At 70.5% G+C, this 12,814-nt stretch carries 12 protein-coding genes; 4 read left to right on the forward strand and 8 right to left on the reverse strand.

Going from position 1 to position 12,814, the window contains the following annotated elements; genetic code table 11:
- Positions 1 to 85: 85 nt before the first annotated feature.
- A complete protein-coding gene (locus tag AB0G59_RS05555) occupies positions 86 to 418 on the forward strand; it encodes a cytochrome P450 (protein ID WP_360908303.1) in 333 nt (110 codons plus the stop codon).
- A gap of 48 nt (positions 419 to 466) precedes the next feature.
- Complete coding sequence (locus AB0G59_RS05560) at positions 467 to 1,015, forward strand: hypothetical protein (protein ID WP_360908306.1); 549 nt, start codon at positions 467 to 469, stop codon at positions 1,013 to 1,015.
- Positions 1,016 to 1,070: 55 nt separating this feature from the next.
- Here AB0G59_RS05560 and AB0G59_RS05565 read toward each other — a convergent pair whose 3' ends face one another.
- The 5 genes from AB0G59_RS05565 to AB0G59_RS05585 all read right to left on the reverse strand — a co-directional run bounded on the left by AB0G59_RS05565 (position 1,071) and on the right by AB0G59_RS05585 (position 7,592).
- Positions 1,071 to 3,611: an FtsX-like permease family protein gene (locus AB0G59_RS05565; protein ID WP_360908308.1), complete on the reverse strand. Its 2,541-nt coding sequence runs from the start codon at positions 3,609 to 3,611 to the stop codon at positions 1,071 to 1,073.
- A 124-nt stretch (positions 3,612 to 3,735) separates the two neighbouring features.
- Positions 3,736 to 4,518, reverse strand: coding sequence for an ABC transporter ATP-binding protein (locus tag AB0G59_RS05570; protein WP_360908310.1), 783 nt, complete (start codon positions 4,516 to 4,518; stop codon positions 3,736 to 3,738).
- 176 nt (positions 4,519 to 4,694) lie between these two features.
- Positions 4,695 to 5,957: a HAMP domain-containing sensor histidine kinase gene (locus AB0G59_RS05575; RefSeq protein WP_360908312.1), complete on the reverse strand. Its 1,263-nt coding sequence runs from the start codon at positions 5,955 to 5,957 to the stop codon at positions 4,695 to 4,697.
- 5 nt (positions 5,958 to 5,962) lie between these two features.
- Positions 5,963 to 6,658, reverse strand: a complete 696-nt coding sequence (gene cseB, locus AB0G59_RS05580; RefSeq protein ID WP_360908314.1) for a two-component system response regulator CseB — start codon at positions 6,656 to 6,658, stop codon at positions 5,963 to 5,965.
- A gap of 259 nt (positions 6,659 to 6,917) precedes the next feature.
- Complete coding sequence (locus AB0G59_RS05585; protein WP_360908316.1) at positions 6,918 to 7,592, reverse strand: TetR/AcrR family transcriptional regulator; 675 nt, start codon at positions 7,590 to 7,592, stop codon at positions 6,918 to 6,920.
- A gap of 143 nt (positions 7,593 to 7,735) precedes the next feature.
- On the opposite strand from AB0G59_RS05585, the gene AB0G59_RS05590 reads away from it, so the two are divergent.
- Together AB0G59_RS05590 and AB0G59_RS05595 are read left to right on the forward strand one after the other, a co-directional pair.
- On the forward strand, positions 7,736 to 8,374 hold the full coding sequence (locus AB0G59_RS05590; RefSeq protein ID WP_360908318.1) for an SRPBCC family protein: 639 nt from the start codon (positions 7,736 to 7,738) through the stop codon (positions 8,372 to 8,374).
- A 165-nt stretch (positions 8,375 to 8,539) separates the two neighbouring features.
- Positions 8,540 to 10,465, forward strand: coding sequence for a S41 family peptidase (locus AB0G59_RS05595; RefSeq protein ID WP_360908320.1), 1,926 nt, complete (start codon positions 8,540 to 8,542; stop codon positions 10,463 to 10,465).
- A gap of 101 nt (positions 10,466 to 10,566) precedes the next feature.
- On the opposite strand, the gene AB0G59_RS05600 is transcribed toward AB0G59_RS05595, so the two are convergent.
- From AB0G59_RS05600 to AB0G59_RS05610, 3 genes are all read right to left on the reverse strand, one after another.
- The gene (locus tag AB0G59_RS05600) at positions 10,567 to 10,992 is read right to left on the reverse strand and encodes a peptidase inhibitor family I36 protein (RefSeq protein WP_360908322.1); all 426 of its coding nucleotides are present in this window, start codon (positions 10,990 to 10,992) and stop codon (positions 10,567 to 10,569) included.
- A 390-nt stretch (positions 10,993 to 11,382) separates the two neighbouring features.
- Positions 11,383 to 12,012 (reverse strand): class I SAM-dependent methyltransferase, encoded by a 630-nt coding sequence (locus AB0G59_RS05605; protein WP_360908324.1) that lies wholly within the window; start codon positions 12,010 to 12,012, stop codon positions 11,383 to 11,385.
- Positions 12,013 to 12,106: 94 nt separating this feature from the next.
- The gene (locus AB0G59_RS05610) at positions 12,107 to 12,736 is read right to left on the reverse strand and encodes a TetR/AcrR family transcriptional regulator (protein WP_360908326.1); all 630 of its coding nucleotides are present in this window, start codon (positions 12,734 to 12,736) and stop codon (positions 12,107 to 12,109) included.
- Between the last annotated feature and the right edge of the window lie 78 nt (positions 12,737 to 12,814).

Consider the following 12,814-nt stretch of genomic DNA (forward strand, 5'->3'; position numbering starts at 1 on the left):
CACCCCCTCCTGGCGCGCGATGTCGCCGCGGGCACCCCGGAGTTGGGCGCGGCCGGAGACGCCGGCCCTGCTGTTCCGCGTCCTCGTGGCGCGAGAGGATTTCGAACTCGGCGGTACGCCGATCCGGCGGGGCGACAGCGTCATGCCCCTCACCTGGGCCGCCAACCGCGACCCCGCACACTTCAAGGACCCCGGCCGCCTCGACATCCGGCGCCGGGACAACGCCCACATCGTCTACGGCCACGGACCGCACAGGTGCCTGGGAGCGGCTCTGGCCACGGCCGAACTCGAAATCGCGATCAGTACCCTGCTGCAGCGCATGCCCGGCCTGCGCCCAGCGGTTCCGCTCCACACACTGGACTGGTGCATGGACCGGCTCCCCGGAGGGGGACTGCTGACACTGCCCGTTCAGTGGTGAGCTGAAGGGGATCTCCAGAACGTAAGCGGCGCAGCGGAGGGGGAGGCCATGACCGTAATCGTCGGGCTCGTGCACAACGAGCGGGTGCACCTGGGCGGGGACTCGGCCGGTGTCTGCGGCCTCAGGATCACCGTGCGCCGGGATCCGAAGGTCTTCCGGAACGGTCCTTACGCCATGGGCTTCACCACCAGCTTCCGCATGGGCCAGCTGCTGCACCACGCGTTCAAGGCGCCCAAGCCCAAGGGCGACCTGGACCGCTTCATGACCACCGTCTTCGTCGACAGGCTGCGCACCTGTCTCAAGGACGGCGGCTGGTCGCGCAAGGACTCTGAGCAGGAGCAGGCCGGGACGTTCCTTGTCGGCATATACGGTCGCCTGTTCACCGTCCACGACGACTATCAGATAGCCGAGCCCGCCGACGGATACGCGGCTGTGGGGTGCGGGGACGAACTCGCACTTGGCGCTCTGCACGCCACCGCGAGCCTGGGTCTTGCACCACGTCAGCGTCTGGCTCTGGCCCTCGCGGCTGCCGGCCACCACAGCGCCGGGGTCTCCGAGCCGTTCAGTTACGTCACTGCGCGAAAGCGCTCCTCCTGATCAGGAGAGCCCACAGCCGCGAGCGGAGATCCGGATCGGCGTTCGGGGCGAGTGCTTACTGCGCCGCCGTCGCAGCGGGAATGTCGACGCGGGCAGCCCTGTTGGCCGGCCAGATCGAGGCCATCAGCGCGCCTGCCAGGGCGATGAGTATGCCGAGGGCGAGGCGTCCCCAGGGGAGGACCAGCGTGTAGCCGGCGACGCTGTCCTGGAGGGTGCGTCCGAGGGCCCAGCCCAGGAAGACGCCCAGGGCCGTGCCGAGGGTCGCGCCGAGTGCGCCGAGGAGCAGGGCCTCCAGGCGGATCATCCGGGTCACTCCGGTGCGGTCCAGGCCGAGGGCGCGCAGGGTGCCGATCTCCTTGCGGCGTTCGAGGACGGACATGGCGAGGGTGTTGGCGATGCCCAGTGCGGCGATCGCCAGGGCCATGCTGAGCAGGGCGTAGAAGACGTTGAGTTGCTCGCCGATGCCACTGCTGTCCTGGGCGCGGATGCTTGCCTGGTCGAGGACGGTCAGGGCGGGGTTGTCGCCGAGGGCGTGGGTGACGCCCGCGAGTGCGGCCCGGCTGGGTCCGCCGTGTGTGGCGACGAGGACCGCGTGGGTGCTCGGGGCGGAGTCGTAGCGGGCGACGAGGGAGTCGGGTGCGGTGATGCTCGGCATCAGGTCGCTTTGTTCGTCCGCCTGGTAGATGGCGCCGATGGTGACGCTGCCGCGTTGGCCGTCCTGACGCTGCAGGGGGAGGGTCTGGCCGACATGCCAGCCTGCCTCCTTGGCCTTGAAGTCGGCCACGGCGATCTGGCCCTTGGCCAGGCAGTCGAGTGAGCCCGCGACCATGTCGTACCGCAGCAGTCGGCCGATGGTGGCGGGGTCGACGCCGGTCAGGACGGAGGAGGTGCCGGCCAGGCGGTATTCGGTGGACTGGTTGAGCGGGCTGAAGGTGGTGCCGGACAGCTTCTCGAGGGGAGCGGTGGTGGCGGGGGTCATTCGCTGGCCGCCCGCGGGCTTGACCACGTAGTCGGCGCGGAGGGCGTGGGTGGTCGCGCGGTCGAGGTACTGGGAGGCGGAGGCCCCCAGGACGGACAGGCCCGAGGCGAGGGTGAGGGCAATGGCGAGCGCGGCGGCGGTGGCGCCGGTGCGGCGCGGGTCGCGCAGGGTGTTGCGGGCGGCGAGGTCACCGTGCACCGGGTGGAGGCGGGTCAGCAGCGGCTTGCACAGGGCTACGAACGGCCGGGACAGCAGCGGGATGAGGCCGATCGCCCCGGTCAGGGTGAGGGCAGCGCCGATGCCGATGACGGTCCGGGCGTCCTTGCCCGTGGTGAGGGCCCCGTACACCGCGGCGGCGGTGCCGGTGAGCGCCAGCGCGGCGCCGATGCCGGTGCGCAGGGAGCCGGCGCGCGCGGGCGCCGTGTGCTCGGCCGCGCTGAGCGCGGCGACGGGCGGGATGGCCATGGCCCGGCGGATCGGAAGCCATGCGGCGACCATGGGCAGGAGGGTGCCGACCAGCATGGAGATGATCACGGTGCCCGGGGTGAGGACCAGCGGGCCGGCCGGGGCGTCGGCGGGGGCGAAGAGCGACTGGAGCAGGGCGGCGACCCCGGTGCCGACGGCGACGCCGGCCACGGAGGCGATCGCGCCGACGAGGAGGGACTCGGCCAGCAGGATGCGGCGCACCTGCCGGCGCGTGGCGCCGATGGCCCGCATGAGGGCCAGTTCCCTGGTGCGTCGGGTGACCAGCATGGTGAAGGTGTTGGAGATGAGGAAGGCGGCGACGAACAGGGCGACCGCGGCGAAGCCCACCAGGATCTGGCTCATGGTGTCGCTGTCGCTGGAGGCGAGGTTCGCCTTGATCTGGGCGAGCCGGGCCCCGGTGACCGCGGTGGTGCCCTGGGGCAGCACCGGATCGACGCGGCTGAGGAGCTGCGTCACGTTGGCATCGCGGGTGGCCGTGAGCTCGATGTGCTGGAAGCGGCCGGGCTCGAGGAAGAGCCGCTGGGCGGTGGTGTCGGTGAACAGCGTCAGGCTGCCCCCGGAGGGGAGCTTGGTCCCGTCGGTGCGGAAGATGCCGGCGAGGGTGTAGGAGGCGGCGCCCTTGTTCGTACCGACGCGCACGGTGTCACCGACGCGGTAGCCGCCCTTCGCGGCGGTGGTCTCGTCGAGGGCGATCGTGTCGTCGCCGGTCGGGCCGGAACCCTGGGTGAAGCGGTACGCGGGGTCCTTGCCGTTCGCTGCCGGGGCGAAGTTGCCGCCCTGGGAGGACCCCTGGGAGGACGTGCCCTGACCGATGAGCTTGCCGTCGCGGTCGGCGACGGCGGCGAAGCCGTCGACCCGGCCCGCGGCGGCGGCGACGCCGGGGAGCTTGGCCAGAGTGGTCACGGTGCGGGCGTCCAGGCTGGCCGGCCGGCCGCCGGGGGAGGCGTCAGCGGCGACGTCGACGGCGATGCGCTCGTAGCCGGCGGTCGCCTTGGCGGTGGCGGCCTGGTTCAGGCTGTCGCCGTAGACGAGGCTGCCGGTGATGAAGGTGACGCCGAGCATGACCGCGAACGCGGTCATCAGTAGGCGGGCCTTGTGCGCGAACACGTTGCGCAGGGCGGTACGGAACATGGGGTGCGGATCCTGGGAGGCGGGCTCGGCGGATGCGAGCGGGAGAGCGGGCGGGTGGCGGGTGGCGGGTTCGGTGCTGGCGTAAGCCGGCGGGCGGCGGGCGGCGCGCGGCGCCGACGGCCGGTCAGCTGGTGCGTGAGCGGGTGTCGAAGGCCTTCATCCGGTCCAGGACCCGGTCCGGGGTGGGGTGCGTCATCTCGTCGACCAGGCGGCCGTCGGCGAGGAAGACCACGCGGTCGGCGTAGCCGGCGGCGACGGGGTCGTGGGTGACCATGACCACGGTCTGGCCCAGCGCGCGCACGGAGTCGCGGAGGAAGCCGAGGACCTCGGCGCCGGCGCGGGAGTCGAGGTTGCCGGTGGGCTCGTCGCCGAAGACGATCGCGGGCCGGGAGACCAGGGCCCGGGCCACCGCGACCCGCTGCTGCTGCCCGCCGGACAGCTGCCCGGGCCGGTGGTCGAGGCGCTGGGAGAGGCCGACCATGGAGACCACCTGATCCAGCCACTGCCGGTCGGGCCGGCGGCCGGCGATGGTCAGCGGCAGCGTGATGTTCTCCAGCGCGGTGAGCGTCGGCAGCAGGTTGAACGCCTGGAAGATGAAGCCGATCCGGTCGCGGCGCAGCGCGGTGAGCTGCCGGTCGTCGAGCGCGCCCAGTTCGGTGGTGCCGATGCGGACGGAGCCGGAGTCGAACGAGTCGAGCCCGGCGGCGCAGTGCATCAGGGTGGACTTGCCGCAGCCGGAGGGGCCCATGATCGCGGTGAACTCGCCCTCCCGGAAGGCGATGCTGACACGGTCCAGGGCGACGACGCGGGTGTCGCCGCTGCCGTAGACCTTCGACAGGTCGGTGACGGCGGCCGCGATCCCGGTCGTCGGGTGCGGTGTGAGCGTGCCAAGGGGTTCGGCGGTCACGGGGACTCCTCTTCGGGTGCCAAAGGGTGCACGTCGAAGGGTGTCCGGGGTACGTATCGGGGCCTGGGCCGCCGTGTATCGGCGCCCGCTCCGCTTCGTATCGGTTCTGTAGGGGCCGGGTCGGGGCAGGCCGGTATGGGGCCGGTACGGGTGAGGTCGGGCCGGACCGGTACGGGTCAGGTCGGCAGGCGCAGGGTGGCGACGGCGCCGCCGTCCGGGGCGTTGCCGAAGCGCAGCTCGGCGCCGAGGAGCCGGGCCTGGCCCAGGGCGATGGTCAGCCCCAGGCCATGGCCCGATCCGCGCTCCTTCGCACCCGTGTGGAAGCGGCGCGGGCCGTCGAGCAGCAGGTCCGGGGGGAAGCCGGGGCCGTGGTCGCGCACGACGACCGTCCGGCCCTCGACGGTGACCTGCACCGGGGCGGACCCGTGCCGGTGGGCGTTGATGACGAGGTTGCTGACGATCCGCTCGAGGCGGCGCGGGTCGGTCTCCACGGTCAGCGAGGCTTCTGCCTGCTGTGTGTCGGCAACGGTGACCTCTGTGTCGAAGCCGGTGCGCGCCACGGCCTCGGAGACGACCGCGTCGAGCGGCACACGGGCGCGTACCGGCTGTTCGGCGCCGACGTCCAGCCGGGAGATCTCCAGGAGGTCCTCGACCAGGCCGCGCAGGTCGCGCACCCGGGTCCGGATCAGATCCTCCGTCTCCCCGGGCGGCAGCAGATCGACGGCGGCCAGCAGACCGCCGACGGGGGTGCGCAGCTCATGGGCCACGTCCGCGGTGAACTGGCGCTCGGTGCGCAGCCGGCGGCTGAGACTGTCGGCCATGAGGTCGACGGTGGCGGCGATGTCGGACACCTCGTCGCGGCCCTTGGTGGGCCCGGTACGGGCGTCCAGGTCCCCGGCGGAGATCCGGCCCGCGGTCTCGGAGACCTGGCGCAGCCGGCGGCCGAGCAGCCCGGCTCCGTAGACCGCCAGGGGCGTGGCCGCCGCGAGTGCGATCAGCGAGGCCACGGTCATGGTCACGTCGAGCCGGTCCAGATTGTGGAGCTCCGAGCTCATGTTGACCCGGACGGCCAGTACCCGGCTGCCCGGGCCGTCGACCCGCTGGGCGGCCCAGACGCTCGGGCCCACATTTCCGTTGACGTGCCCGTCGTAGGCCGTAAGCCGGTCGTCGCCGGCCGGGTGTCGCAGTGCGGCGGGCAGCTCGGCCGGGTCGAGCTCGGCACCGTCGGTGAGAGTGCCGGTGCGGCGGTAGGTGTCCATGGCCGAGTACAGGCTGTTGAAGGCCCGCATCTGGGCCCGGTCCCGGATGTCGTGCGCGGTCCACACGTGCACCAGCACGCCCACCGCCACCGCGACCAGGCATGCCGTGGACGCGGCCAGCGCGGCGATCTTCCAACGCAGGGGTACGCGGGCAGGCCGCGACCGGTTCAGCGAGCGCACCGGTCTCAGCGCCTGAGCTTGTAGCCGAAGCCGCGGACCGTCTCGATCCGGTCCCGGCCCAGCTTCTTGCGCAGCCGCTGTACGCACAGGTCCACGACCCGGCTGTCGCCGTCCCAGCCGTACTCCCACACGTCCCGCAGCAGGGTGTGCCGCTCCAGCACGATGCCCGGGTGGGCGGCGAACTCCAGCAGCAGCTTCAGTTCGGTCGGGGTCAGCGCCACCGGGCTCCCGGAGACGAACACCTCCATGCCGCCGGTGTCGATCGTCAGGTCCCCGAAGGTCAACAACTCGCCCTCGGACGGTGATGGCCCGTCGCCTGTGGTCTGCCCAGGTCCCGGGGCGGGCGCGTAGGTCGCCCGCCGCAGCAGCGACCGGATACGTGCCACGAGCACGTAGGTGTCCACGGGTTTGACGACGTAGTCGTCCGCCCCGGCCTCCAGACCGGCGACGATGTCGAGCCCGTCGCCGCGGGCGGACATCATCAGAACCGGCACCAAGCTGGTCTCGCGGACCCTGCGGCACAGGCCGATCCCGTCCAGACCGGGCAACATCACATCCAGAATCAGCAGGTCGAAGGCTTCGTCGCGGAAGAGCTCCAGCCCGGTCAGCCCGTCGGCCGCGGCCTTCATCTGGTAGCCGTAGCGCTCGAGGGCGACGGTGAAGGAGCGGCGCATCAGGTCGTCGTCCTCCACCAGCAGCACGCGAACAGGCTGGGGAGAGGCCGGAGCCGGGGCGGACGAGGACACGGGCAGATGACTCCTGTTCGGATGGTCGTGAGGTATAGGCCGGCGGGTGCACTCATGTGCAGACGGTGGCCTGAAAGGAACGATAAGGCTCCGGCTTCCTTCGACCCCCTTCGCCGTGACCTGGCGCACGGATTCGATGGACAACCAAGCGCTCCCTGATACGCGCCTGATACAAGGCCCGTCCAGGTCCCGTCCAGGGTGGTGCGTCGCTCCGTCAGGCTCGGTGTGTCAGCAGGCCGTCCAGCTCGGCTGTGAAGAACACGGCGGGGTCGAAACCCATGTTGGTGAAGTGGCCGGCGAGTTCCAGGGACAGAACGCCGTGCAGCCGGGTCCAGAAGGCCAGGGCCCGGTGGAGGGCCGCGGGCGGGGCGAGGTGGTCGCCGGCCCAGTCCCGGTGGTCTTCCAGGTGGTCTTCCAGGTGGGCGCTGAACGAGGTCGCGGGGCCGTCCGGGGTGAGCGCCGCGCACGCGTCGAGCAGCGTTTTCATGATCTCGTCGGAGATGCCGGTGATGTCCTCGGGTGCGTGGTAGCCGGGGACGGGTGTGCCGTAGATGAGGAAATACCGCTGGGGGTCCTCCAGGGCCCAGCCGCGCAGGGCGTGTGCCAGTCCGGCCAGGTCGGCCGGGTCGGCACCGGTGGCGGAGGCCGTGCGGAGGGTGTCGGCGAGGCTTCGGTAGGCCTCCCGGATGAGCTCGGTGATCAGCTCGTCGCGGCTGGCGAAGTAGCGGTAGAGCGCGGGTCCGCTCATGCCCATCTGTCTGGCGATCGCGTTGAGGGAGAGCGCGGACGCCCCCGCCGTGGCGATCTGCTCCCAGGCGTGCGCCTTGATCTCCGCGCGCACCTGGGTGCGGTAGCGCTCGCGCGGCGTCTGCGCGTCCGTCTTCACCATGGTCTGTCGCCTTCCCCAACCACGTGGCTACAGCTTCAAGATTTAGTTAGAGGCTATCACGCAACCTGTTGACCCCTCGGTCCGCGCTGCGTTACAACTTCTAACGAACGCGCTAGCTTCTAGCTCGATAAGAGGGGAACGACATGTCCGGCATCCGCAGCACCCGCATCCGCGCTGCCCTGTTCACCGCCCCGCTCGTCGCCATCGGCATCCTCGACTCCACTGTCGTACCGGCCGGGGCCACTGCCTCTCACCCCGCCAAGTCGCTGACCTGCCGCGGGGAAGGCGTCGAACCCAACGCCCTCGTCCGCCACCGGACCGAGACCGTGATCCACGCGCCGCTGCGCACCATTTGGAAGCTGCAGACCGATGTGGAGCGCTGGCCGTCCTGGCAGGGCGCCGTCACGAGCGTGAACCGCCTCGACCACGGCCCGTTCCGCAAAGGTTCGGCGTTCCGGTGGACGACCCCGGTACCTCCCAACCCCACGACCCCCGCCACCAGCCTCGAGATCACCTCGACCGTCGAGCAGCTCAAGCACAACTCCTGCATCCGCTGGACCGGCCCTGCGGTCGGCGAAGGGCTGCGCATCGACGGCGTCCACATATGGAACTTCACCAAGGTCAAGGGCGGCGTCCGCGTGAGCACCGAAGAGACCCACACCGGTGCCGAGGTCGAAGCGGACGTTCCCACCGCGACCAAGATCCTCCGCCAGGGCCTCGAGACATGGCTGCGCGAACTCAAGACCGCCGCCGAAGCCCCCACGCAGAGCCGGCCGTACTGAACCACGAACCAGGCCCGGCCCTCTCGGGCCGGGCACGCGGGGGGCGGGGTCCGCCCAGTCGGGTGAACGCGTCGCGGATTCGCCGTGGGGTAGATATCAGGACACCTGTCGTCGGTCGAAGACTGGTGATTCGCGCAGTAGCCCGTCGGACACCCAGGAGCCGCCATGTCGCCCAACCCGGCCGACCCCACACCCCAGGAAACCGATGACTGGCTGGTCGCATCGGCGGCCCTCAGTAACTTCCTGGCCACCGCGAACACCCTCACACTGGCGGAGCGACGACTCCTCGTCGAGCAGGCGCTGGTCCTCTTCGAGCAGAACTATGTCCATCTGCCACTGAAGATGGCGATGCACGCGGTGAACCCGGTACAGCGGCTGCGGGTGATGCGCAGGCGGCTGGAGCGCCAGACCGAGGACACCATGCCCAAGGAGTGGATCTTCCACGCGGAGCTGTCGGAGATCTTCCACTCCGTCCGGGACCTTCACACCAACTACCTTCTGCCCAACCCCTTCGCCGGAAAGATTGCGTTCCTGCCGTTCCTGATCGAGGAGTACATCGACGAGGAGGGGTCGCATTTCCTGGTCACGCATGTCGCGCAGGACCTCTCCGCCTTCGGATTCGCCCCCGGTGCCGAGATCACCCACTGGAGCGGTATTCCCATCGCCACGGCTGTCGACCTCAACGCCGCCCGGTACGCGGGCAGCAACGCCTCCGCCCGGCACAGCCGGGGCCTGCAGTCCCTCACCGTACGGCCCCTGCGGATCCATCTGCCTCCGCTGGAGGAGTGGGTGACCATCAGCTTCATCGACCGCGACGGCACCGAGCGAGAGCTTCGCCAGGAGTGGCAGATCCGCGACAACTTGCCGACGTTCGTCGACACCGACGCGCTCAGCACCGCCGCCGCGTGTCAGGGCCTGGACCTCGATGCTGACGAAACCAACCGTGCCAAGCTGGCGCTGTTCGCGCCGGGCGCACTCGCTCGGGAGAGGTCCGCCGCGCAGGGCACCGCCGACCTGCCCGAGCCACGGCAGGGCGAGCTGGTCACCACCATGTCGACCGTGTTCAAGGCGCGGGAGGTGCGGACCTCGTTCGGCACCTTCGGCCACATCCGCATCTTCACCTTCAACGTCCAGAGTCCGGCGGAGTTCGTGAAGGAGTTCGTCCGCCTCATTCGCCTGCTGCCCCAGAACGGGCTCGTCGTGGACGTCCGTGAGAACGGCGGCGGACACATCCACGCTGCCGAGTTCACCCTGCAGACCCTGACGCCGCGCCGGATCGTCCCTGAGCCCGTCCAGTTCCTCAACACCCCGCTCAACCTGCGGATCTGCGGCAGGCACCGCGGTGACCCGGCCATCGACCTGGGGCCGTGGGTGGCGTCGATGGAGCAGGCCGTCGAACTCGGCACGGCCTTCTCCAGCGCCTTCTCCATCACACCCGAAGACGGCGCCAACGCCATCGGCCAGCAGTACTTCGGCCCGGTCGTCCTGATCACCAACGCGCGCTGCTACTCGGCCACCGACATCTTCGCGGCGGGCTTCCAGGACCACCGCATCGGCCCGGTGCTCGGCACCGACGACGCCACCGGCGCGGGCGGCGCCAACGTCTGGACCCATCAGCTGCTCACCGCCTTGCTGGAAGGAGAGGAGAACGTGCCGTACGAGCCGCTGCCCAAGGGGGCGGGCATGCGGGTGTCGATCCGCCGGACACTGCGCGTCGGTGCGCTGTCGGGCACGCCCGTGGAGGACCTCGGCATCAAGCCCGACGAACGCCACCACATGACCCGGCGCGACCTCCTGGAGGACAACGCCGATCTCCTCGACCGGGCGGGCCGGCTGCTGAGCGAGCAGCCCGTGCGCGAGATCGCCATCGCGGACGTCACCACCGCCGACGGAGACCTGCGCCTGCGGCTGCGAACCGCCAACGTGGACCGTGTGGACGTCTACCTCGACCAGCGGCCCCGGGCATCGGTGGACGCCACCGACGGCCAGACCGAGGTAACGGTGCCCGGCGCGGCCAGGGCGCGCTCGGCCCGGCTGGACGGCTTCGCGGACGACCAGCTTGTCGCGAGTACGACACGAAGCCTCCGGTAGGCAGACGGCCAACTCAGAACACCGAGCACTGGCGCAGTGCATCGGCACGCCGGCTCAGCGAATCAGGCCCCTCGCTCCGGCACATCCTTCCCACCCGGCAGTCACCGTCGGCCGGCCTCTTGGCCGTCGCCGCCGGGCGGTGTGCCACAGCTTGGTCCGCCCGGGCCGTCGAACTGCACCGAGCTGAAGAAGTCCCGGTACGCGGGGAAGAAGTTGCCCTTGCCGGCCGGGCCGGCGGAGGTGGTCGCCGTGCAACCGGCGTAGTTCGCGTCGGACCAGAGGTAGATGGTCGAAGCGGTCCGGTTCCAGTCCGACTTGGCCCGGTCGTTCATACCGAGCGTTACCAGGTCCGGCGTGCTTCCTCGCAGCTTGATCATGTCGCCGGTGCCGTCGAGGCCCGAGAACATGCAGTAATAGCCGTCAGGGCAACGGTCGTACCTGTCGGCCGCATGGGCCGCGGAGGCCGGCAGCACGATGGCAGCCGCAGCTGCCGCCAGCATAGGAAGGGCACGCATCGAATTCCTCATCTGCTGATGCTCCTTGGTCCGAATCCCGAAGGCCTAGCCACCTGATGAAGGACGCTGCCCGCCCTCTCACCGCCGCGTGGCATCGCGTCTTCCCAGGCAGGGATGACAGGCGCGGTCATTGCCGGTTGGGCTCGCCGTGCGACGTTATCGGGAATCAGCCGTGCGGGGGAGGGACAGTGAAGCTGATACCTCAGCCGCCCGATGGACTGCTCGGAGGCCATGTGCGCCATGGGCTGGGTGCTTCCCGACCATGCGAGCGACCAACGGTGCACCGAGCTCAGCGGCGGCCTTGCGGGCCACACCCGGGCACCGCCGTCGTCACCTTCGAGACGTTCGACCACTAAGGATTGTCCGACGCCGTCAATTCCGCTCAACCCACCCGTCGGACACTTAGTGGAGGCGGGCCAGCAAGTGGGCGTCGAGGAAGCCCCGCTCGGAGGCCGGGTCGTGGAGCAGCCGGGCGAACGTGACGAGCCCGGCCCCGGCCAGCAACTCGGCGAACCGGTCAACCGGCCAGCTATAGGCGGGCGTCACCTTGTGGTCGAAGCGGACCGGCTCCGGTCCGTCGGTCGCGAAGAACGAGACCAGGAGCAGGCCCCCTGGTGCCAGGACACGCACCTGCTCGGCGAGCAGCGCGGGCAATTCCCCAGGCGGGGTATGGATCATCGAGTAGTGGGCCAGCACGCCGCCGAGCGCGCAGTCCTCGACCGGCAGGGCCTCCATCCGCGCCGCGTCGAACCGCAGCGCCGGATGGGCCCGCCGGGCGTGGTCGACCATGGCCGGGGAGAGGTCGAGCCCGAAGGCGTCCAGCCCCAGGTCGTGCAGCATGGCCGTCAGATGTCCGGGCCCGCACCCGACGTCGGCTGCCCGCAGGTTCCCCGTCCCGCGCACCAGCTCGGCGAAGGTGCCGACCATGGCCCGCGCGAACGGCTGCGTCTCCAGCCGATCAGCGAACATCGACGCATACAGCTCGACGACACCGTCGTAGGCCGCCCTGGTCTCCTCCTGGTGCTCCACCACGGGCAAGAAGCTAACATCCGCGCACGTTCGCAGCCGTTCCCCGGCCCCGTAGCGGGAGCCGTCCGCCGGGGTTCGTCCCGTCGGTGCGGCACCCTCACGATCCGCCGGAGGGTGCTTGCTCCTGTCCGAAGAGGCGATTCAGGGCCCGTCGAGTGCGTTCGGCAGCGGTCGGCTCGGCGAAGAGCTGGATTTCCTGGTTGAAGGCCATGTAGAGCCCCACCAGTTCGTAGGCGACCTGTTCGGGATCTGTGCCCGGGGGCAGGTCGCCGCAGTCGGCGGCGATGCGTACCTCGCCGGCCAGCCGTCGGCGCCATCCCCTGAACAGGCGTGCCACTGCCTCACGCACGGGGCCGCTGCGCGCATCGAACTCGACGGCTGCGGTGGTGAAAAGACAGCCGCCGGGGAAGATCTCGCGTTCCGTCTCGATGTAGGCGATCCAGGCGTCGCAGACGGCGCGCAACCGGGGAAGGCCGGGCTCTTCGTGCTGCGCCCGCTCCCATACCGTCCGCGCGAAGACCGCCGACGCGCCCTCCAGAGTGGCGAGCTGCAGGGCTTCCTTGGTGCCGAAGTGTCCGAGCACTCCGGCCTTGCTCATGCCGAGGTCCGTGGCGAGCCGCCCGATGGTCAGCCCTTCGAGGCCCTCGACCGAGGCGACGGCGATGGCACGTTCCACGATCCGCTCCCGCGTCCTGCGGGCCTCGGCGACGGACTTGCGGGGGCTCATGCCGTCATCGTAGCCGACGGGAACCCATTTAGCGTCCGACCGATCGGTTGCTATATTCCCGGCACTGCTGTCCGACCA

It is taken from the genome of Streptomyces sp. NPDC021096, assembly GCF_040641275.1.
In the GTDB taxonomy this organism is placed as follows: Bacteria; Actinomycetota; Actinomycetes; order Streptomycetales; family Streptomycetaceae; genus Streptomyces.

What these genes read in the sequence shown, in the direction of transcription:
- AB0G59_RS05560 (WP_360908306.1), top strand. Translation starts at nt 467, where the DNA reads ATGACCGTAATCGTCGGGCTCGTGCACAACGAGCGGGTGCACCTGGGC.
- AB0G59_RS05565 (WP_360908308.1), bottom strand. Translation starts at nt 3,611, where the DNA reads ATGTTCCGTACCGCCCTGCGCAACGTGTTCGCGCACAAGGCCCGCCTA.
- AB0G59_RS05585 (WP_360908316.1), bottom strand. Translation starts at nt 7,592, where the DNA reads ATGGTGAAGACGGACGCGCAGACGCCGCGCGAGCGCTACCGCACCCAG.
- AB0G59_RS05590 (WP_360908318.1), top strand. Translation starts at nt 7,736, where the DNA reads ATGTCCGGCATCCGCAGCACCCGCATCCGCGCTGCCCTGTTCACCGCC.
- AB0G59_RS05595 (WP_360908320.1), top strand. Translation starts at nt 8,540, where the DNA reads ATGTCGCCCAACCCGGCCGACCCCACACCCCAGGAAACCGATGACTGG.
- AB0G59_RS05600 (WP_360908322.1), bottom strand. Translation starts at nt 10,992, where the DNA reads ATGAGGAATTCGATGCGTGCCCTTCCTATGCTGGCGGCAGCTGCGGCT.
- AB0G59_RS05610 (WP_360908326.1), bottom strand. Translation starts at nt 12,736, where the DNA reads ATGAGCCCCCGCAAGTCCGTCGCCGAGGCCCGCAGGACGCGGGAGCGG.